This window comes from Pseudomonas sp. dw_612 (assembly GCF_018449725.1).
GTDB lineage: Bacteria > Pseudomonadota > Gammaproteobacteria > Pseudomonadales > Pseudomonadaceae > Aquipseudomonas.
In genome coordinates this window covers 19,476-39,643 of record NZ_JAAVVC010000011.1, presented here as the reverse complement: position 1 = coordinate 39,643, position 20,168 = coordinate 19,476, and the positions used below count along the sequence as shown (strand labels likewise).

At 53.5% G+C, this 20,168-nt stretch carries 19 protein-coding genes; 14 read left to right on the top strand and 5 right to left on the bottom strand.

The annotated features are described in order from the left end of the window. Nucleotides 1-25 precede the first annotated feature (25 nt). The 14 genes from HB680_RS17805 (at nt 26) to HB680_RS17740 (ending at nt 14,080) form a co-directional block, all read left to right on the top strand. Nucleotides 26-2,233, top strand: a complete 2,208-nt coding sequence (locus HB680_RS17805; protein WP_256735580.1) for a bifunctional prephenate dehydrogenase/3-phosphoshikimate 1-carboxyvinyltransferase — start codon at nt 26-28, stop codon at nt 2,231-2,233. Further along, entirely contained in the window at nt 2,230-2,919 is a 690-nt protein-coding gene (gene cmk / locus HB680_RS17800; protein ID WP_149660062.1) for a (d)CMP kinase, read from the top strand. Before HB680_RS17805 ends, cmk begins: the two co-directional genes overlap by 4 nt. 120 nt (nt 2,920-3,039) lie before the next feature. Further along, nucleotides 3,040-4,734: a 30S ribosomal protein S1 gene (gene rpsA / locus HB680_RS17795; RefSeq protein WP_213939899.1), complete on the top strand. Its 1,695-nt coding sequence runs from the start codon at nt 3,040-3,042 to the stop codon at nt 4,732-4,734. 261 nt (nt 4,735-4,995) lie between these two features. Next, a complete protein-coding gene (locus HB680_RS17790; RefSeq protein WP_213939898.1) occupies nt 4,996-5,274 on the top strand; it encodes a hypothetical protein in 279 nt (92 codons plus the stop codon). A gap of 151 nt (nt 5,275-5,425) precedes the next feature. Next, a complete protein-coding gene (gene ihfB / locus HB680_RS17785) occupies nt 5,426-5,734 on the top strand; it encodes an integration host factor subunit beta (RefSeq protein ID WP_054051920.1) in 309 nt (102 codons plus the stop codon). An 11-nt stretch (nt 5,735-5,745) separates the two neighbouring features. Then, the gene (locus HB680_RS17780) at nt 5,746-5,985 is read left to right on the top strand and encodes a LapA family protein (RefSeq protein ID WP_213939897.1); all 240 of its coding nucleotides are present in this window, start codon (nt 5,746-5,748) and stop codon (nt 5,983-5,985) included. Between the two features lie 229 nt (nt 5,986-6,214). Further along, nucleotides 6,215-7,291 (top strand): dTDP-glucose 4,6-dehydratase, encoded by a 1,077-nt coding sequence (gene rfbB / locus HB680_RS17775; protein WP_213939896.1) that lies wholly within the window; start codon nt 6,215-6,217, stop codon nt 7,289-7,291. Continuing rightward, nucleotides 7,288-8,169, top strand: a complete 882-nt coding sequence (rfbD, locus tag HB680_RS17770; RefSeq protein WP_213939895.1) for a dTDP-4-dehydrorhamnose reductase — start codon at nt 7,288-7,290, stop codon at nt 8,167-8,169. The genes rfbB and rfbD overlap by 4 nt, the downstream gene beginning before the upstream one ends. After that, nucleotides 8,166-9,056, top strand: coding sequence for a glucose-1-phosphate thymidylyltransferase RfbA (gene rfbA, locus HB680_RS17765; RefSeq protein WP_213939894.1), 891 nt, complete (start codon nt 8,166-8,168; stop codon nt 9,054-9,056). Before rfbD ends, rfbA begins: the two co-directional genes overlap by 4 nt. Before the next feature lie 56 nt (nt 9,057-9,112). Next, nucleotides 9,113-10,036 (top strand): glycosyltransferase, encoded by a 924-nt coding sequence (locus HB680_RS17760; protein ID WP_213939893.1) that lies wholly within the window; start codon nt 9,113-9,115, stop codon nt 10,034-10,036. Next, complete coding sequence (locus HB680_RS17755; protein ID WP_213939892.1) at nt 10,033-10,995, top strand: SDR family oxidoreductase; 963 nt, start codon at nt 10,033-10,035, stop codon at nt 10,993-10,995. The genes HB680_RS17760 and HB680_RS17755 overlap by 4 nt, the downstream gene beginning before the upstream one ends. Then, complete coding sequence (locus tag HB680_RS17750; RefSeq protein ID WP_213939891.1) at nt 10,992-12,005, top strand: glycosyltransferase family 4 protein; 1,014 nt, start codon at nt 10,992-10,994, stop codon at nt 12,003-12,005. Before HB680_RS17755 ends, HB680_RS17750 begins: the two co-directional genes overlap by 4 nt. Before the next feature lie 108 nt (nt 12,006-12,113). Next, nucleotides 12,114-12,707: an adenylyl-sulfate kinase gene (cysC, locus tag HB680_RS17745; protein ID WP_213939890.1), complete on the top strand. Its 594-nt coding sequence runs from the start codon at nt 12,114-12,116 to the stop codon at nt 12,705-12,707. Then, nucleotides 12,704-14,080, top strand: coding sequence for an FAD/NAD(P)-binding protein (locus HB680_RS17740; RefSeq protein WP_213939889.1), 1,377 nt, complete (start codon nt 12,704-12,706; stop codon nt 14,078-14,080). The genes cysC and HB680_RS17740 overlap by 4 nt, the downstream gene beginning before the upstream one ends. An 84-nt stretch (nt 14,081-14,164) precedes the next feature. Here the strand turns inward: HB680_RS17740 and HB680_RS17735 are convergent, their stop codons facing one another. From HB680_RS17735 to HB680_RS33100, 5 genes are all read right to left on the bottom strand, one after another. Beyond that, nucleotides 14,165-16,759, bottom strand: a complete 2,595-nt coding sequence (locus tag HB680_RS17735; protein WP_213939888.1) for a hypothetical protein — start codon at nt 16,757-16,759, stop codon at nt 14,165-14,167. Nucleotides 16,760-16,846: 87 nt separating this feature from the next. After that, complete coding sequence (locus tag HB680_RS17730; protein WP_213939887.1) at nt 16,847-17,260, bottom strand: GtrA family protein; 414 nt, start codon at nt 17,258-17,260, stop codon at nt 16,847-16,849. Continuing rightward, nucleotides 17,241-17,915, bottom strand: a complete 675-nt coding sequence (locus HB680_RS17725; protein WP_213939886.1) for a class I SAM-dependent methyltransferase — start codon at nt 17,913-17,915, stop codon at nt 17,241-17,243. Before HB680_RS17725 ends, HB680_RS17730 begins: the two co-directional genes overlap by 20 nt. Then, a complete protein-coding gene (locus tag HB680_RS17720; protein WP_213939885.1) occupies nt 17,896-18,876 on the bottom strand; it encodes a glycosyltransferase family 2 protein in 981 nt (326 codons plus the stop codon). Before HB680_RS17720 ends, HB680_RS17725 begins: the two co-directional genes overlap by 20 nt. 27 nt (nt 18,877-18,903) lie before the next feature. Further along, nucleotides 18,904-20,166 carry a glycosyltransferase gene (locus HB680_RS33100; protein WP_213939884.1) on the bottom strand — a complete coding sequence of 421 codons (1,263 nt, stop codon included), beginning with the start codon at nt 20,164-20,166 and terminating at the stop codon, nt 18,904-18,906. Nucleotides 20,167-20,168: the final 2 nt, after the last annotated feature.

Below are 20,168 nucleotides of genomic sequence, written 5' to 3'. Positions count from 1 at the left end.
CACTGCACTGCAATCTGCTGAACCTATGATCGGGCGCCTGGTGGTGGTCGGTCTGGGGTTGATCGGTGGTTCGTTTGCCAAGGGTTTGCGTGAAAGTGGTCTGTGCCGCGAAGTGGTCGGGGTCGATCTTGATCCGCAGTCGCGCAAATTGGCGGTTGAGTTGGGCGTGGTGGATCGCTGCGAAGAAGACTTGGTCGCTGCCTGCCAGGGCGCGGACGTGATCCAGCTGGCAGTGCCGATCCTCGCCATGGAAAAAATGCTGGTCCGTTTGGCCGGCATGGATCTGGGGCAAGCGATCCTGACCGACGTCGGCAGTGCCAAAGGCAATGTGGTGCGTGCAGCCACCGAAGCGTTCGGCGGCATGCCGGCGCGCTTCGTGCCGGGCCACCCGATTGCCGGTTCCGAGCAGAGCGGGGTGGAAGCCTCGAACGCTGAGCTGTTCCGTCGCCATAAAGTGATTTTGACGCCGCTGGATCAAACCGATCCGGCAGCGCTGGCCGTGGTTGACCGCTTGTGGCGCGTATTGGGCGCCGATGTCGAGCACATGCAGGTCGAGCGCCACGACGAAGTGTTGGCGGCGACCAGCCATTTGCCACACTTGCTGGCGTTCGGTTTGGTCGATTCGTTGGCCAAGCGCAATGAAAATCTTGAGATCTTCCGTTACGCTGCGGGCGGTTTCCGCGATTTCACAAGAATCGCGGGTAGCGACCCGGTCATGTGGCACGACATCTTCCTCGCCAACCGCGAAGCTGTCCTGCGCACACTCGATACATTTCGCAGCGACCTCGACGCCTTGCGCGACGCGGTCGATGCAGGGGATGGGCACCAATTGTTGGGCGTATTCACTCGCGCCCGGGTTGCCCGCGAACATTTCAGTAAAATCCTGGCACGCCGGGCTTATGTGGACGCTATGAACTCCAACGACCTGATTTTCCTGGCACAACCTGGTGGCCGCCTGACTGGGCGGATTCGTGTACCGGGCGACAAATCGATTTCTCACCGCTCGATCATGCTCGGTTCCCTGGCCGAAGGCACCACTGAAGTGGAAGGTTTCCTCGAGGGCGAAGATGCCCTGGCGACCTTGCAAGCCTTCCGCGACATGGGCGTCGTGATCGAAGGGCCGCACCACGGTCGCGTGACCATTCACGGAGTCGGCCTGCATGGGCTGAAGCCTGCGCCAGGTCCGATCTATCTGGGCAACTCCGGCACTTCGATGCGTCTGCTGTCCGGCCTGTTGGCGGCGCAGAACTTCGACAGCACCCTGACCGGTGATGCCTCGCTGTCCAAGCGTCCAATGAATCGCGTGGCTAACCCGCTGCGCGAAATGGGGGCGGTGATCGAGACTGCTGCTGAAGGTCGTCCACCGATGACCATTCGTGGCGGCAACAAGCTCAAAGGCCTGACTTACACGATGCCGATGGCCAGTGCCCAAGTTAAATCCTGCCTGCTGCTGGCCGGTCTGTATGCCGAAGGCAAGACCACTGTCACTGAGCCAGCACCGACCCGCGACCACACCGAACGCATGCTGCGTGGCTTCGGTTACCCGGTGACCGTCAACGGCGCTACGGCGTCGGTCGAGTCCGGCCACAAGCTGACCGCGACCCACATTGAAGTGCCGGGCGACATCTCGTCGTCGGCGTTCTTCCTGGTGGCGGCGTCGATCGCCGAAGGTTCGGAGCTGGTGCTCGAGCACGTCGGCATCAACCCGACCCGCACTGGCGTGATCGACATCCTGCGCCTGATGGGCGCTGATATCACCCTGGAAAACCAGCGTGAAGTCGGCGGCGAACCGGTGGCGGACCTGCGCGTGCGAGCAGCTAAACTCAAAGGTATCGAGATTCCCGAGGCGCTGGTTCCACTGGCCATCGACGAGTTCCCGGTGCTGTTCGTGGCCGCGGCCTGTGCCGAAGGGCGCACCGTCCTGCGCGGCGCTGAGGAGTTGCGGGTCAAGGAGTCGGACCGGATCCAGGTCATGGCCGATGGCTTGCTGGCGTTGGGCGTCAAGTGCGAGCCGACCCCGGACGGCATCATTATCGACGGCGGACTGATTGGCGGTGGCGAAGTGCACGGTCACGGCGACCACCGGATTGCGATGGCCTTCAGCGTGGCTTCGTTGCGCGCCACGGCACCGATCCGCATCCATGACTGCGCCAACGTCGCGACGTCGTTCCCGAATTTCCTTGCGCTGTGCGCGCAGGTCGGTATCCGTGTTGCACAAGAGGCTCAGTCGTGATTATCAAGCCACCGGTCATCACCATCGACGGGCCCAGCGGTTCAGGCAAGGGCACTATTGCCGGGATTCTGGCCAAGCGTCTGGGCTGGTGCCTGCTGGATTCCGGTGCGCTGTACCGTCTGCTGGCGTTTGCGGCGCGCAACCATGGTGTCGACCTGACCAACGAAGAGTCGCTGAAATTGCTGGCCGCTCATCTGGATGTGCAGTTCGTCGGCGCGACCGAAGGGCATCCGCAGCGAATCATTCTCGAAGGTGACGATGTCACCGATGATCTGCGCAACGAACAAGTCGGCGCCTGGGCTTCCCAGGTCGCTGCGCTGCCGGCGGTGCGCGATGCGCTGCTACAACGCCAGCGGGCATTTCAGGAGCCGCCGGGCCTGGTGGCCGATGGCCGCGACATGGGCACGGTGGTATTTCCCGATGCGCCGCTGAAGATATTCCTCACTGCCAGTGCCGAGGAGCGTGCGCGCCGTCGATACTTGCAGTTGAAGGGCAAAGTCGATGGTGTTAGTCTGTCGAGTCTGCTAGATGAGATACGTGTCCGCGATGAGCGTGACACCCAGCGAGCGGTAGCCCCGCTCAAACCGGCGGCTGACGCCATACAGCTGGATTCCACGGAATTATCCATCGATCAGGTGCTGGAACGCATCATGAGTGAGATCGCCATTCGCGATATCACCGGGTGACCAAGAAGCTGCGCAGGGGACCAGTCATAGTCTTGCGCCGCTTCTTCTAATGAACGTAACCCACGTCGTCTGGGATGTGGAGATGGGCGTATCCTTCGCCCTTATTCAACAGGAATTAAAATGAGCGAAAGCTTTGCGGAACTCTTTGAAGAAAGCCTAAAAACCCTGAACCTTCAGGCAGGCTCCATCATCACCGGTGTTATCGTTGATATCGATTACCAAGCTCGCTGGGTAACCGTTCACGCTGGCCTGAAGTCTGAAGCACTCATCCCGCTTGAGCAGTTCTACAACGATGCTGGCGAACTGACTATCAACGTCGGTGACGAAGTTCACGTTGCTCTGGACTCGGTTGAAGACGGCTTTGGTGAAACCAAGCTGTCCCGTGAAAAAGCCAAGCGCGCTGAATGCTGGATTGTTCTGGAAGCAGCCTTCGCAGCCGAAGAAGTGGTCAAGGGCGTTATCAACGGTAAGGTTAAAGGCGGCTTCACTGTCGACGTTAACGGCATCCGTGCGTTCCTGCCAGGTTCTCTGGTTGACGTCCGTCCAGTGCGCGACACCACGCACCTGGAAGGCAAAGAGCTGGAATTCAAGGTCATCAAACTCGACCAGAAACGCAACAACGTTGTCGTTTCCCGTCGTAGCGTCCTCGAAGCCGAGAACTCCGCTGAGCGTGAAGCTCTGCTGGAATCCCTGCAGGAAGGCCAACAAGTCAAAGGTATCGTCAAGAACCTCACCGATTACGGCGCATTCGTCGATCTGGGTGGCGTCGATGGCCTGCTGCACATTACCGACATGGCTTGGAAGCGTATCAAGCATCCTTCCGAAATCGTCAACGTTGGCGACGAGATCGATGTCAAGGTTCTGAAGTACGATCGCGAACGCAATCGTGTTTCCCTGGGCCTGAAGCAACTGGGCGAAGATCCATGGGTTGCTATCAAAGCCCGTTACCCAGAAAGCACTCGCGTTACCGCTCGTGTAACCAACCTGACCGACTACGGCTGCTTCGCTGAGCTGGAAGAAGGCGTTGAAGGCCTGGTACACGTTTCCGAAATGGACTGGACCAACAAGAACATCCACCCTTCGAAAGTCGTACAAGTCGGCGACGAAGTGGAAGTTATGGTTCTGGACATCGACGAAGAGCGTCGTCGTATCTCCCTCGGTATCAAACAGTGCAAATCTAACCCATGGGAAGATTTCTCTGGCCAGTTCAACAAGGGCGATAAAATCTCCGGCACCATCAAGTCGATCACCGATTTCGGTATCTTCATTGGTCTGGATGGTGGCATCGACGGTCTGGTTCACCTGTCCGACATCTCCTGGAACGAAGTGGGCGAAGAAGCCGTTCGCCGCTTCAAGAAGGGCGACGAGCTGGACACCGTTATCCTGTCGGTTGACCCAGAGCGCGAGCGCATCTCCCTGGGTATCAAGCAACTGGAAAGCGATCCGTTCTCCGAGTACGTTCAAGAGAACGACAAAGGCGCAATCGTTAAAGGCATCGTGAAAGAAGTTGACGCTAAAGGCGCCATCATCACTCTGGCCGACGATATCGAAGCGACTCTGAAAGCCTCCGAAATCAGCCGTGACCGCGTTGAAGACGCGCGCAACGTTCTGAAAGAAGGCGAAGAAGTAGAAGCCAAGATCATCAGCGTTGACCGTAAGAGCCGCGTAATCCAGCTCTCGATCAAGTCGAAAGACGTTGAAGAAGAGAAAGAAGCAATCCAGAGCCTGCGCGACAAGCCAGCTTCGGATGCTCCTGCTGCTGGTCCTACCACTCTGGGCGACCTGTTGCGTGCACAAATGGAAAAACAGAACTAAGTTCTGTCAGACCATAGAAAAAGGGCGACTTCGGTCGCCCTTTTTTGTGCCTGGAATTTGACCAAGGCTGTGCGCTCGCTGAGCTGATTGCTGAAGGCTGACGTCGCCAGCAACCTTGCGAGCGCCCCATAAACGACAGGTGTGAAACCAATCCCCTCCACGTGATGTCTCTTTCTTTAACAGGATCAATCGTTTATTTGCAGCTAGGCTTGCACTTGATGCGAACGATAGTCGGGCGGGGTGCCCGGTATAAGGAAGTGAATGAACAGGCTTATTGTCGTAGCGGTGTTGCTCACACTGGCAGGCTGTACCACCAACGCCAAGACTCACGTCGTGCGTGGCGTCAGTGGTATTGAGGTCGACTGTTCAGGTCTGGGTTCTGGATGGGAAAAGTGCCGTAAGCGAGCCGACAGGGAGTGCAAGGGGAGCGGTTACAAGGTTATTGCCCGATCTGATGAGGCCAAGGACGAGGATGAGTTTCCGTTCGGTTTCAATCCTGCTGGGTTGTTAACGCGCACCATGTTGGTTATTTGTCGGTGAGAGCGTAACGATTTTGTCGTGTTGTGGTGCTCCGTAATCGGACGGCTCACCCTTGGTAAATATATGTCAATACTCGGACTGTTCAAATTCCTCCGGGCATGCTAAAACCTTTGAAGCGCTGATCTAGCTGCTTGAAAAAGAAGGGAAAAATATGACGAAGTCGGAGTTGATCGAACGAATTGTCACCCATCAAGGGCTGCTCTCATCCAAGGATGTGGAGCTGGCCATCAAGACCATGCTTGAGCAAATGTCCCAATGTCTGGCCACTGGGGATCGTATCGAGATCCGTGGTTTTGGCAGCTTCTCCCTGCACTACCGCGCACCGCGCGTAGGTCGCAACCCCAAAACCGGCCAGTCCGTCAGCCTTGATGGCAAGTTTGTTCCGCATTTCAAGCCGGGCAAGGAATTGCGTGATCGGGTGAATGAGGAAGAGGAGGAAGGTTTTGACCTTCATAACTAAAGGGTCGGCAGATGCGTAACCTTAAGCGTGTGCTCCTGGGCGTCGTTGTCCTGCTGGTGATTATGGCGGTGCTGGCATTTGTCCTTGAAAATCAGCAATCGGTTTCGCTGCTGTTCTTCGGCTGGGCAGGTCCGCAATTGCCGATATCGCTGGTTATGGTTCTGGCGCTGCTGATCGGCATGCTGATCGGGCCGATCCTGGGCTGGTTTGTGGGACGTGCGTCCAGAGCTTCCCGTAAGCGTCTCGTCTGATTACGACGGGTACGCCATACGTATCGAGTTCGCATCACAGCTTGTCTATATCCATTAGTAAAACGGTCATTAAGCTGTAAAATGCTGCGCTTGTCCGTTAATGGTATGTTCCCTTATCGGTCAGACTGACTCTGTCAGAAGCCTCGGTTTGAATGACGGCTCCTGCATTCATGGATTAGACAGTGCGCGATTGGCGGCCCTGTCAGTTACTCAAAGGGTATGGTTTCGCGTGAAAATTCTAGTAACCGGCGGCGCCGGATTCATCGGTTCGGCAGTCATCCGTCATATCATTTCCAACACTGCCGACTCCGTCGTTAACGTCGACAAGCTGACTTACGCCGGAAATCTGGAATCATTGGCCGAAGTGAGCCAGAACCCGCGTTATGCGTTTGAGCGCGTCGACATCTGTGACCGCGATCAAATCGACCGAGTCCTGCGTGAACATCAACCGGATGCGATCATGCACCTGGCCGCCGAGTCCCACGTTGATCGTTCGATCTCCGGTCCGTCCGAGTTTATCCAGACCAACATCATCGGCACTTACACCCTGCTGGAAGCTGCGCGCCACTACTGGGCGACAATGGACGAAGCGCGCAAAGCCAACTTCCGCTTTCACCATATTTCGACCGACGAAGTCTACGGTGACCTCGAAGGCCCGGAAGACCTCTTCACCGAGACCACGCCTTACCAGCCAAGCTCGCCTTACTCGGCCAGCAAGGCCAGTTCGGATCACCTGGTTCGCGCCTGGAGCCGTACCTATGGCCTGCCGACCCTGGTCACCAACTGCTCGAACAACTACGGCCCGTGCCACTTCCCCGAGAAGCTGATCCCGCTGATCATCCTCAATGCGCTGGAAGGCAAGCCGTTGCCGGTTTACGGTAAAGGCAATCAGGTTCGTGACTGGCTATACGTCGAAGACCACGCTCGCGCTTTGTACAAGGTCGTGACCGAAGGTGTTATCGGCGAGACGTATAACATCGGCGGCCATAACGAAAAGCAGAACATCGAAGTCGTGAACACCTTGTGTGCACTGCTCGACGAGTTGCGCCCGGATTCTGCGCATCGCCCTCACGCCAGTCTGATCACCTATGTTCAGGATCGCCCGGGCCACGATCAGCGTTACGCGATCGATGCCAGCAAAATCCAGCGCGAGCTGGGTTGGACGCCTGAAGAAACTTTCGAAACCGGCATTCGCAAAACGGTCGAGTGGTACCTCAATAACACTGAGTGGGTTGCTCACGTGAAGAGCGGTAGCTATCAGCAATGGATCGACCAGAATTACGCGGATCGTTCGAATAAGGCATGAAAATCCTTCTGCTGGGAAAGAACGGCCAGGTGGGATGGGAGCTGCAGCGCTCCCTTGCACCACTGGGTGAGCTGATTGCCCTTGATCGTAGCACCGGCGGTGATTTGTCCGATCTGGACGCGTTGCGTGCGACGATCCGCCAGGTCAAGCCTGACGTCATCGTCAACGCCGCGGCCTACACCGCTGTCGATAAGGCCGAGTCGGAGACAGAACTGGCCGATCGTGTAAACGGTCAGGCAAGCCAGGTCATGGCTGAAGAGGCCGTGTCCCTGGGAGCGTGGCTCATCCACTACTCGACGGACTACGTATTCAATGGCCAAGGTTCAACACCATGGCAAGAGACAGATGCAGTTGCGCCCGTGAACCACTACGGTGCCAGTAAGCTGGCCGGTGAAGCGGCGATTACCGCATCTGGCTGCAAGCATCTGATCTTCCGCACTAGCTGGGTCTACGGCGCTCGCGGTAACAATTTCGCCAAGACCATGCTGCGCCTGGCCAAGGATCGCGAAACCCTGAGTGTCATCGCCGACCAGATCGGAGCCCCGACGGGTGCCGACCTGATTGCCGATGTGACTGCGTTGGCCATTCAGCAAGTCGTGCGGCGCCCTCAACTGGCAGGCTTATATCATCTGGCCGCCGGCGGCGAGGTGTCCTGGCACGGCTACGCCAGCCATGTCATCGAATTTGCCCAGGCCAATGGCGAGCAGCTCGCTGTAACGGCGGTGAATCCGATCGAAACGACCGCCTATCCAACACCCGCACGTCGCCCTCTTAATTCGCGTTTGAATACTCAGAAGCTGCGCGACAATTTTTCTCTACACTTGCCGGATTGGCAAAGTGGTGTAACCCGAATGCTTAGGGAAGTTCTGAACAAATGACCACGACAAATCGTAAAGGCATTATCCTCGCTGGCGGCTCGGGCACGCGCTTACATCCGCTTACTCTTGGTGTGTCCAAGCAGATGCTGCCGATCTACGACAAGCCGATGATCTTTTATCCGCTTTCGGTATTGATGCTCGCGGGCATGCGAGAGATCCTGATCATCTCCACACCTGATGACCTGCCCTGCTTTCGCAAGTTGTTGGGTGACGGCAGCCTGTACGGCATCAAGCTGACTTACGCTGAACAGCCTAGCCCGGACGGTCTGGCGCAAGCGTTTATCATCGGTGAAGAGTTCATCGGCAAGGATCCTTGCTGCCTCATCCTGGGCGATAACATCTTCTACGGCCAGCACTTCTCGGATAACTTGCGTTCAGCGACTGATCAGAAAAAAGGTGCAACAGTGTTTGGCTATCATGTATCGGACCCCGAGCGTTTTGGCGTGGTTGAATTCGATGCTACTGGTCGTGCACTCAGCATTGAAGAGAAACCGCTGAAACCCAAGTCCAATTACGCGGTAACCGGTTTGTATTTCTACGACAACGAGGTTGTCGAGATTGCGAAGAATATCAAGCCTTCCGAGCGTGGTGAGTTGGAGATTACCGACGTGAACCGTGCTTACCTTGAGCGCAAGTCCCTCAACGTCGAAATGCTTGGTCGCGGCTTTGCGTGGCTCGATACCGGTACTCACGACTCGCTGCTTGAAGCCAGCCACTTCGTGCACACCATCGAGCAGCGCCAAGGCCTGAAAGTGGCTTGCCTGGAAGAGATCGCGTACCACAACGGGTGGATAACTGCTGAACAGCTTAGTGCTCAAGCTGACGCCTTGAAGAAGACTGGCTACGGTCAGTACCTGCAGAAATTGCTGGATTCGCCTTCTCACTGATTGGAAAGACCCATTCTTTTAATCAGTAGCGTTCAATTGGTATAAGCAGGAATGGCATGCCAGTAAAACATCCCAAGGTTGCGGTTTTACTGGCTGCCTACAATGGCATGCGATGGATCGAGGAGCAGTTGAATTCGATCCTCGTCCAGTCAGGTGTTGAAGTAACCGTTTATATCAGTATTGACCCCTCCACCGATGGCACTGAGGGTTGGTGTGCGGCATATGCCGATCAGCATCCCGCTGTTATTGCTCTACCCGCTGCTGGTACCTTCGGCGGCGCTTCTCGCAACTTCTTCAGGTTGCTTCGCGATGTCGACCTCGACGCTTATGATTTCGTTGCCTTCTCCGATCAGGACGATGTTTGGCGCCCGGATAAACTACAGCGCGCGACCCATGCGATTCAAACCCGCCAGGTAGACGCCTACTCAAGCAACGTTACGGCGTTTTGGGCTGATGGCTGTACTCATCTTCTGGACAAGGCACAGTCTCAGGTCGATTGGGATTTTCTGTTCGAAGCTGCGGGGCCAGGCTGCACCTATGTGATGAGCAACGGCCTTGTGGATAAGCTGAAGGCTTCGATGCTCGCTAATTGGCAGCCACTGCAAGAAGTCAGCCTGCATGACTGGTATTGCTACGCTTTCGCCCGCAGCCACGGCTACCGTTGGTATATCGACCCGATACCCTCGATGGACTACCGCCAACACGAACGTAATCAGGTAGGCGCCAACAAAGGCTTGAGCCCGCTTATTGCCCGCTACAAAACGATCCACGATGGATGGTGGTTCAACCAGGTGCAGATGATTGCAGTCTTGACAGGGCTGGGGTCTGATCCGTTTGTGCAAAGCTGGATGGCATTGCGTCGCAGACAACTGATGAGGCTTTCATTCAGTGCCTGGCGTTGTCGGCGGCGAGTGAGGGACAAGGTGTTCTTTTTTTGTATTTGCTGGGCCAGCGCTTTGATAGGGAAGAAAGCTAAATGACCGCCCCGAAAGTATTAATAACGGGGGCAAGTGGTTTTGTTGGAGAAGCCCTGGTTTTCAGGCTGTTGGTGGACCGCAAGTTTGTTCCGATTGCCGCTGTGCGTGGTAGCACGAGACTGCACGGGTTATGCCCAGTGCTGCCGTTCGATCTGAATCATGTTCAAGCAATGCCTTCACTTGTTGGCGTTCAAGTTGTTGTTCATGCCGCAGCCCGGGTACATGTCATGAATGACAGTGCCGAGGATGCCTTGTCGGAGTTTCGCAAGGTGAATGTGGAGGGGACCCTCCAACTGGCGCGGCGCGCTGCGGAGTCAGGCGTCCAGCGTTTTATTTTCATCAGCTCGATCAAGGTCAATGGCGAAAGCACTGTTCTGGGTAAGCCATTCAATGCGGATGACCGGCCAAATCCAATGGATCCGTATGGCGTATCAAAATACGAGGCAGAACAGGCTCTGGCGCAGTTGGGCCGTGATACCGGTATGACCGTGGTCATCATTCGTCCTCCGCTGGTCTACGGTCCTGGGGTGAAAGCCAACTTTTTGAGCATGCTGAAGTGGCTAGATAAGGGGGTTCCGCTACCCTTTGGGTCCATTCGAAATCAGCGAAGCCTGGTCGCCATCGAAAACCTGGTGAGTCTTATCGTTACCTGTATTGATCATCCCGCTGCGGCTAACCAGACCTTTCTGGTTAGCGACGGCGAGGATGTCTCCACTACTCAATTACTGCGTCGGCTGTCCAGGGCACTCGGCAAACCTGCTCGCCTCTTGCCTGTACCTGAATATCTACTGAAACTGGCGGCCTTGGTTCTGGGTAAGCGGGCTGTTGCGCAACGAGTATGTGGCTCGCTGCAAGTTGATATCAGTAAAAGCCGCGAGTTACTGGGGTGGATTCCACCCACAACCATGGAAAAGGCTATGCGACAGATCGCCGGCCACTATCAGGAAACGCAAACGAAATGACTGCTTGGTGGCTGCTGTTCGTGGTGTTCGCTTTTTCCTGGGTATTGACGCTCGGTTTGCGCCGATATGCGTTGTACAAGACCTTGATGGACATTCCAAATGAGCGCAGTGCCCATTCAGTGCCGACTCCGCGTGGGGGAGGGGTCGCCATAGTTGTCTGCTTTCTCCTTGCGTTGCCCGTTTTGGCGAAGCTGGATCTGCTTGAGGCTACGGCGTTGTATGGGTTGCTGGGTTCGGGAGTGCTTGTTGCGGTTATCGGATTCGCCGACGACCATGGGCATATTCCCGCCAGATGGCGTTTACTCGGGCACTTTATCGCCGCAGTCTGGGCTCTGTTCTGGTTGAACGGCCTGGCGCCTATTAAATTATTCGACACAACAATTGATCTGGGATGGTTTGGTCATCTGCTGGCGCTGGTATATCTGGTCTGGATGCTGAATCTTTATAACTTCATGGATGGCATTGATGGCCTGGCCAGTGCTGAAGCAATCAGTAGTTGCCTGGGTATGTGTCTGGTGTATTGGCTTAGCGCAGACACCGATCTGATTTGGGCGCCACTTGTGCTGGTAGCTGCCGTGGCTGGTTTCATTTTGTGGAATTTCCCTTCGGCGCGAATTTTCATGGGCGATGCCGGAAGTGGTTTCCTTGGGCTCATCATTGGGGTGTTTGCCATGCAAGCGGCCTGGCATAGACCTGAATTACTTTGGAGCTGGATCATTCTGTTAGGTGTGTTCATTGTAGATGCGACGTGGACGCTGGGTTGCCGGTTAGTCCGTGGTGATAAGGTGTATCAGGCCCATAGCAGCCACGGTTATCAACATGCAGCGCGTCGCGCCGGACACAAAAATGTCACGTTGACGGTCGTAGCCATTAATGTTGTGTTTTTGCTTCCCGTTTCAGTTTTGGTGGCACTGAATCATTTGAGCGTAATCGTGGGGCTGCTCATCGCCTTTGTTCCTTTGGTTATCCTGGCGGTCCTGATGAAGGCGGGCACGTCCAAAATCGCATAGTTAGGGCCGGCCAGGCTGGTCTAAAATTTCGGCGCGGGCCTTTAGCGCTTTACCAGTTGCCGTGGTAGGCCACTCGCTAATGGTCCAAACACTAAATGACGAGAAATCATGCAGAATAATCTCACCTCCCAGCGTATCTCGACGACCGGTCGCGTACGTGGCGAGCAAAAAAACCAACGTCCCGTGGTGATCTGGCTGACCGGCCTCAGTGGTTCGGGAAAATCCTCTCTTGCCGACGCGCTTGAGCAACGACTTGTGGCCAAGGGCTGCCACACATATTTGCTGGACGGTGACAATGTCCGGATGGGGTTATGTAAGGATCTTGGCTTCGGGGATCTTGATCGCGAAGAAAACATAAGACGAGTCGCTGAGGTCGCTAATCTGTTTTTAGACGCGGGGCTTATCGTCATCACTTCTTTCATCTCTCCATTTCACCGTGATCGTGCACTTGCACGCAGCGTGATCGGAGAGCGGTCCTTTATTGAAGTCTACGTTGATACACCACTCAGCGAGTGTGAGCGACGTGATCCCAAGGGCCTTTACAGTAAAGCGAGACAAGGGTTGATCAAAAACTTCACGGGTATTGATTCTCCCTATGAACCGCCCACTTCTGCGCAGATAACAATCGATACGCTGAGCCACTCAATAGAGGATGGCGTGGATGTCGTCATGGCCTATTTAGAACAATGGAATGCAAAGTGAAACGGCTAGTCATCATTGGCGCAGGTTTTAGTGGTGCAGTAACAGCGATCGAGTTTCTCAATCGTGCGCCTGAAGGGGCTCATCTTACTATCATCAATAGATCGGGAAAGATGGCGCGTGGCTTGGCGTATGGCACAAACAGCCCGCATCATTTGCTGAACGTGCCGGCGGGTAACATGTCTGCCCTGGTTGATCTGCCTGACTCATTCCTCACCTTTTGCCAAAAGACTGATCCTGAAACTCATTCAGGCAGTTTCGTTTCGCGCAAGATGTACGGTGCTTACCTGAGTGATCTGCTAAACCAGGCCGAAATGCAATCCGGCGTAAAGTGCTCACGTATCGTAGGAGAAGTCCTGTCGATCCAGCCTGGCGGCTCGGGAGCGGTCATCGAGATGGGCTCTGGTGAGCGTATCGTTGCGGATCACGTGGTGCTGGCGTTTGGTAATTTCCCTCCTGTCAGACCTCAAGGATTACAACCGCTTGATAGCTGCCCAGCTTATACGGAAGATCCCTGGTCTCCGGGGGAGCAGGTCAGTTCAGGTAGAGCGCCACGAGTTCTTCTTGTCGGCAGTGGTTTGACTGCGGTCGATACCCTGATCTCGCTGCGTCACTCATATCCTACCGCCAATGTAACAATGCTTTCCCGTCGAGGACTATCACCGACGGCTCACCGCGAGCGGATGCCAGCTCCAGGTTTCTCTACAACTATTTGTGCGCAGTTGCTGGCTGCTTCTTCGTTGGCTTCCTCGTATGTAAGGCTGGTTCGCCGGGAAGTGGCCCGATCTCCGGAACACTGGCGCGAGGTCGTGGCGGCGCTCAGGCCTATTACGTCCGAACTGTGGGCACGTTTGCCGCTTGATGAGCGCAAACGCTTTTTACGCCACGTGCAGCCTCACTGGGATGTCTATCGGCATCGAGTGGCGCCGCAGACTTTCCGTATTTATCAGGAGGCGTTGGCTGCTTCCAGCGTAAGCTCGATTGCTGGACGAATTCTCTCAACTTCTGTTGAGGGAACATGCATTTCGGTGCAAATCAAGAAGCGCGGTACGGATCAGGTGATTGAAGGCCAATTTGATCAGGTGATCAATTGCACTGGCCCATGCACCGATATTGATAAAATCAGCGATACGTTCATTTCGTACTTGTCGAAAGAAGCGATGATCTGCGCTGATGCCTTGAACCTTGGAATCAAGGTCGATAAAGATTACGCGGTTGTCGATCGCTCCGGGAAAAGTCTGGATTGGTTGAGTTATGTAGGTCCAATGCTCAAGGCGGAGTTGTGGGAGGCCACTGCGGTTCCCGAACTTCGTCAGCACGCTCGGGCGTTGGCTATTGAAGTTGTTAAAAGCTTCATGCCGGTGAACCCGATTTGATCTAGACGTTTTTTCTGACTGAATGCAAAAGCCCCTAACCATTCTACAGGTAGGGGCTTTTTGCGTTAGGGCGCCAGTGCCCGCTTAAAGGTTAGCCGCAGGGTTGATATAACCAGACCCCTTGCCATCCAGAAAGCGCTTCACCAAGTCAGCGTACTCTTCGTCGGTGATGTCTCGTACGGTTTGGTATGCGCGCATTTCTATACCGTCGCCCATTGGGAATATTTCGGGGGTTGGGTTTACAGCTGCACCAATACCAGTTCCAGTGATCATGTCTTTTTGAACGATTTCTAATGTGGATTGCTGGCCGGCAGTCATGTGAGTCTGGAAGGGAGCTCCGACCACAAAAATTTCACACTGCCTGATAGTAGGTGCAGGGGGGCCATTGACGCTATCTACCTGACCCAATTGAATGAGTCTCTTATCATATCCATGCTTTGCAATACTTGGTTCGATCTGCCAAAGCTCGCTAAAAATACCTTGATTTATCGCGGCACTAGAGGCAATCAGGCAAAACTTTTTTTCTACATTTTCTGGCTTTGCAAGCCAATGAGATAACTTGCTAAAGCCTTCAGCATATGGTTGGTATTGCGGTTTCCAGCCATCGTAATTGCCAAAAGCATTAGCATCTGTCTTATTGCTCATAGTAATTGTTGTTACTGCACCGCCCATGATCAGAAGCATAGTAAGGCTCGCCGCAGGGAAGAAGCCAAAACGTCGGGCTGTGAGAATGGTTAGTCCCGCCAAATAAGCTCCAAGCAAGGGCATAAGAAGGAAAAAATGATGGCGGCCCGGGCTTTGAACATGGAGAAACAATGCGCAGGCAACAAAGGTCGAGACGGTTAGAAGAAAAAGCAATCGTCTTTCCTTGCCAAGACGCAAAAGCAGTACGCCTCCTATAATGCACAGAAAAGGAGCGACAACACCAAATAGAACGCCGAATGAATGTATGTCTTCGGCCAGTGAGTGCTTATATGAAGCGTACAAGGTGGAATAGTCATGCTGCCCAAAATCTCGTGACCAGACGAATATCACCCAGCACAATAATGGTAACGCTGATGCAGCCATCAATACTGCGGCATTGATGGCACGAATCACCACCTGTACCCGAGATTGTTTAGCGCGCAGAATCTCAATCATTACTAGGATGAATAGCGAGCAGGCTATGCCTGCGGCAGCAAATACATACCAGCGCCGGAAAACGAACATGACGCTGAAGAGTACGCCGAGGCTAACACTGGCTCGCAAAAGTGCCTTGGATATTTCCCAAGGTTGCGTTTCATCCTCTTTAGATCTGATCGCATCCAAAAGAGTCGAGGCGCTCAATAAGGAGCCTACAAACAGGATGACGCCGCCGATATCTGGCATTAGGTAGAGCGTAGTTTCGAAGTAAATTGGCAGACCGAAGAAAATTGGAAGGCTTGCCAGGATCCATCCATTACGCACCGGATTTGCAGCTGTGAGGGAGGGCCCATCAATCAATCTTTTTGCGAGGTACGCCACCATGAGATATGCCGGAACAGCGTACAGTAACGTAATGGTGAGCGAATAGTTTAGTCGCGTCGGATATCCTGTAATCAGGCTCAGCAGGCTTGGTAGAATCGACGGTAGCATCGAATAGTCTGTGGCGTAACTGGATGAGAATGCACTTATTGCTTGTGTCCAAGAGGCGGCCTTAAAGAGTTCGTAAAGGGTTTCTGTTTTTTCCCAGTAATTACGAAAATCCCAAAAAAATACGTATGACGTTCGGCTTTCCGACCAATATGCTATTAGCATCAAACCAGCGAATATAAGGCTGCAATACAGGGCGTTTCGTGGCCACAGTATTCTGGGAAAAGTTGTTGAGCCTTTTGCGGAAAACTCTAGATTCAGAACAAGAAACAGGCCGACCACAAAGAAACCGATGCACACAAGCATCAGTTTTCCGATCTGATCGGCAAAGGTGTGCCAGTTCCAGACCTGAAATCCTACAATGGTGGAGTCGAAATTAGGTGTACTTCCGGGCGGTCCCCACCCGAGCGTGACTTTCACTGAAGCAACACCGCCATCCATGCTTACGACTTTCTCAATCCACTTGTTTTTCAGGAAGCTTTCCTGGGAGATCAAAAAGTTTTTCGAATAACCAAGGTTACCCTTTGCGTCAAAAGCATTCAGTTCGACGGAAATACCATCGCTGTCAGTGGGTGTCCCGTCGGGTTGGAATAAAGCATGTGTTGGTTTGGCGAATAAAAGTCGGACCTTTCCGGGATGTGTATGGAATTTGGCCTCCAGCGTGTTCAGCACGACCGCAGTCCCGTAGGCAGGGTGCATGTAGTAGCCACCGACAGTGCGGCCCCAAGCGCTCAGGCTTGCAGGTTTTTCGTCGTCAGTTTGCTTGCCGTCCGAATAGTGCGCCAGAGCAGTGTCAGCGGACTGAACTTCAATTTGAGAGGATGTGTATAGGCATACTCCCAAAACTAACGTCGCACCTAACAGCCAGTACTTGATAGTGCCAATTCTTTGGAACGGCTGGCGGATCAGTATAAATGCCAGCATAAAAATGCTGATGACGACACCGGTACTGAGCAGTCGTATGCCATGAGGCAACGAGGCCAGCGCTTGGTAGAACGTGACCGACACTGGCCCCAGGATCAAAGCTCCAATCACTGCGGATATCATCAGAGATGTTTTACTGAGCATTATGGTATTCCATTATCTTGTTTTTGCGTACAAGTTGACATTCAAGGAGCCGCCGTAATACCGCTCCATGACGATCGATCAGTTCGTTTATTGACGAGTACTTTTGGACTCAAGTGCGGGCGAAAATACATAGAATCGCGTCAAAACGTACATTGCGAAGGTGTAGACGAACGCAGCAACAATTTGGGCTGCTATCGCCGCTAACCCGAGCTTATCCAGCGCGAGGTGCAGGACAATAAAATTTAAAGTAAAGGCAGCGAGAAATGCGACTAGGTAACGAACACTTTCTTTTACGAAGCTACCATTACTTCGGAACACGATTTTTTTGGACAATACGAAGCCCAATATAAAACCTGCAGCATAGCCAGAAATATTGGCGGCTGAGGGCGAAAAACCCGCCCACATTGCCAGGAATATGACGGCAAAGCCCACTAGTGTGTTAAATGCACCACTTCCAATGTAACGTCCGAGATAGCTCGACTCAGCCCGCCATCTGGACATAATACTGAGCTCCTAATGGCAAGCGTTTGAGCCAGGGTTCAAGTTTACGCAAGAAGGCCAGTTGCTTCGGAAAAAACAAGGTGTAGGCATGTTGCTCTGAGGCGTAACCCGCTTTATGCGCCAAATCGAGACCAGTACTGAGGCTCAGCATTTCGGCGTCGGCGTCAAACGGGCATCGTTCAAAAATCCAGCGTGTCAACGGGTTGTACGGGTTGTGTTCAAACATGAACATTTGCCCTTCGGCACTTAATGATTTCCGACACAGTATCAGGGCAGGCAGGCGCTCGGTGACTGGAATGTGATGGAAGACATTGGCGGCGATAATGGCGTCAAACCGTACTTCCCCCAAGGTTGACCAGTCAGAGAATAGGGTGGCTTCCGGCAATTGAGTCGAGGCTACTTTCAACGACTCTGGAGAGACGTCGTAGCCCCATATTTCGCTGTCTGGGAAATAGATTTTCAGAAAAGCCAGGCTTCTGCCGGCACCGCAACCAAAGTCAAGGATGCGGGTGATTTTTTTCCCTTTCAGGCGTGAGGCCATCAATGCAATTTTGTATTCGGCAAAGTAGGCATCTTCATTCAATGCGTCGGGGATGGTATCACCCAGAACCTGGTTGTACTCATCAGCGAACTTATCAAACTCGGGTTTGTTCATGTAATCCCGTTCCTTGCCATGTAGTGCTGCCGATAATGAACTGCTGTTTGCAGTTTAATTTCAAATAAGTACGGCCGAGGTATTCCCCCACCATGCCTATGCATAAAGTCTGAATCCCGCCAATAAATAACATGACAGCGATCAGTGATGCCCACCCTGGCGGATACTCGGGGTGTAATATTTTTGCCGCTATAACGAATGTACCCGTAATCAGGCTGAGTGCTGCCAGGGTAAATCCCAGGTAAGTAGCAATCCGCAAAGGCAAAATCGAAAAGCTGGTAGCCATTTTTAGCCACAGCGAAAAAAGACGACGAAGGTTATAGTTGCTTTCACCTTCGTAGCGCGCAAGGTGGACGATATCGATGGCCGTAATGGACTGAGTGACGTCCAGAATCAGGCCATCGATATAGGCATAAGGGCCGTCATACTTGATGACATCTTTCACGATTTCTCGTCGCATAGCCTTGAATGAGGAAAGGTACAAGCCCTTGGGTTTGTCCAGCAGAAGCGAGGCAACATAATCATTGAAGCGGCTGCCAGCCTTTTTCCACCAGGCATGCTGTCGATTCAAGTAGCGGGTGTAGCAGACGTCATAGCCGCCTTCGAGTGCTCGCACCATCTCTCCGAGAGCGCTGGGAGGATGTTGGAGGTCGTCATCCATGATTGCGACAAACTGCCCGCGAACGTGATTCAGTCCAGCCATGATTGCATTGTGCTGGCCAGCATTTTTTCGCAGGTTGATACCGCGGATAAAATCATGCGTTTCAGCCAGAGTCTGAATGACTTCCCAGCTGTTATCGGGGCCGGCATCATTTACGAAAATTAATTCGAACGAACCTGATAGCCCCTCTTTAGTCATCGCTTCCTGTGTCTGCTGCACCAGCGTCGGTAAAATAGTAGCGCTTCGGTAGACGGGCACGACGATAGACAACTTTATGTATTTATCTTCTATGATCATCATACTAAGTCATCAATCTCATTTTTTTAATCATTTCTGTAGGCCTTGGGGCTCACTGGAAGACAAGGGGCCCGATAAAATATACTGAAGCCTTCGAGCCATTTTGTCTCCTTCGGTAGCCCAGGAGGCTGATGCCGCGAAAGCAAAGGCATTCTCCCGGATCCGTAGTGACAATTCCGGAGCTAGCAGAACCTTCTCCAGAGCGCCAGCCAATGCGTCAACTGTGGGTTCTGCCAACATGGCGATGTCATCGTTGAGCAACCATTCCGTATAGTCTGCGCGATTGCTGACAACGGGCACACCGCACGCCATGATCTCAAGTGGCAAAAGCGACAGGTTTGTCATCGACAATACAAGCGCTGCGTCGCAGGAGCTGTATAGCTTAGCAAGTTGGTCGGGGTTTTGCAGCCCGGCATGTTCACAGGCAAAAGGGAGTGCGTAATGGTGTACATCCCAGCCTGCCATCACGACCGTCAGGTCTGGAATGCGTTTGGCAAGCTCCGCCAGTACCATCACGCCAAGGTCAAAAGCGCGTCTCGCCGTGGGTGGGCGTACGTAAAAAAAGACGCGTTTGGCTGCTCCTCTCTCTGGAGTGGAGCAAGGTTTGTAGAGCGCTCTGTCGTAGGAAAAACCTAATGCAGTGGCTTGCATGCCAAACTGCTCTTCCAACAGGCTGGATAGCCAACTACCAGCGGTAAACCCATGGAAACCAAATCGATAGGTCTGCTCTGCCAGTGCGTATTCTGTTCCGGCAGGATAGAACCAAGGCTCGTAATCCTGAACAAAATAGCACTTATGTGTTTTTGCGCCGATGTTGTTCACCGCATATGCGGTTTGCCATGAAGTTGCAATTGATACAGCAGCAGAAGGGATGGGTGCATTAATATAATACACGTCGACATTGTCGAGACTAAACCATTCCAATATCGTTGACTTTACTTTGGCGACTGAAAGGTTGCTGTCGTCTTCTACAATGATCACACGATTGGTGAAACCTTGGTTTTCCAAGTGCTGCATAAACCTGAATATATTCAGGTGCCCCCCGGATCCTTTACCAATCGGAGGGATATACCAGTTGATGGTTTGCTCTGAGTTATTCAGCGAATCGTCCGGTTGTTGAATCTGGGGTGTGAACTTTAAGAACCGATAGGTATGCATAACATCAGGCTTGGCGAACAGCGAGCGGGACCCTTTGAAACGACGCAACAATATATTAAAGAAGGAGGAAATGCCCTCCTGCCTGATGTGGTTCACGGATTTCTTGACTTGAGCTGCAATTAAATGAGTATTCACGT